This is a genomic window from Ruegeria sp. A4 (assembly GCF_056543025.1).
Window position 1 is genome coordinate 1 of the sequence record NZ_JBQGAW010000024.1, and the last position, 1,209, is coordinate 1,209.

The 1,209-nt window shown below is 63.5% G+C and carries 1 protein-coding gene; it reads right to left on the reverse strand.

Features of this window, described 5'->3' with window-relative positions; all coding sequences use genetic code 11:
• On the reverse strand, positions 1-1,209 hold a 1,209-nt coding region (gene glyA, locus ACR0E2_RS20645), incomplete at both ends, for a serine hydroxymethyltransferase (protein ID WP_480447754.1).

Genomic DNA, 1,209 nt, shown 5'->3' on the forward strand with positions numbered 1-1,209 from the left:
TCGACGGCGCCGTTGCCGTCTTCGCCATTGGCGGCCAGGCCGTCGACCACTTCGATGATCCAGTCGGCGATCTGGCGGAATTCGACCTCGCCGAAGCCGCGGGTGGTGCCGGCGGGCGACCCCAGACGGATGCCCGACGTGATGGTCGGCTTTTCGGGATCAAACGGCACGCCGTTCTTGTTGCAGGTGATATGCGCGCGACCCAAGGCTTTCTCGGTGGCGTTGCCCTTGACGCCTTTGGGGCGCAGGTCGACCAGCACCACATGGGTGTCGGTGCCGTGGGTCACCGTGTCCAGACCGCCCTTGATCAGCTGATCCGACAGCGCCTGGGCGTTGGTGATCACCTGCTTGACATAGTCCTTGAACTCGGGCCGCAGCGCCTCGCCGAAGGCCACGGCCTTGGCCGCGATCACATGCATCAGCGGGCCGCCCTGAATGCCGGGGAAGATGGCCGAGTTCACCTTCTTGGCGATATCTTCATCATTGGTCAGGATCATGCCGCCGCGCGGGCCGCGCAGGGTCTTGTGCGTGGTGGTGGTGGCCACATGCGCATGCGGGAAGGGGCTGGGATGCTCGCCCGCCGCGACCAGACCGGCGAAATGCGCCATGTCCACGTGCAGATAGGCACCGACCATGTCGGCGATCTGACGCATGCGGGCAAAGTCGATCTGGCGCGGGATGGCGGAACCGCCGGCGATGATCAGCTTGGGCTGGTGTTCCTTCGCCAGCGCCTCGACCTGATCGTAGTCCAGCATGTTGTCCTGCTTGCGCACGCCGTACTGAACCGCATTGAACCACTTGCCCGACTGGTTGGGCTTGGCGCCATGGGTCAGGTGACCGCCAGCATCCAGGCTCATGCCCAGAATGGTGTCGCCCGGCTGGATCAGCGCCTGAAACACGCCCTGGTTGGCTTGAGAGCCGGAATTGGGCTGCACGTTGGCGAATTCACAGCCGAACAGCTGTTTGGCGCGGTCGATGGCCAGGTTTTCGGCGATGTCGACGAACTGGCAACCGCCATAGTAGCGGCGGCCGGGATAGCCTTCGGCATATTTGTTGGTCATCACCGAGCCCTGCGCCTCCATCACGGCGGCAGAGACGATGTTCTCGGACGCGATCAGCTCGATCTCGTCGCGCTGACGACCCAGTTCCGACGTGATCGAGCCAAAAAGCTCGGGATCACGATCAGAAAGGGACTGGGTGAAAAATCCG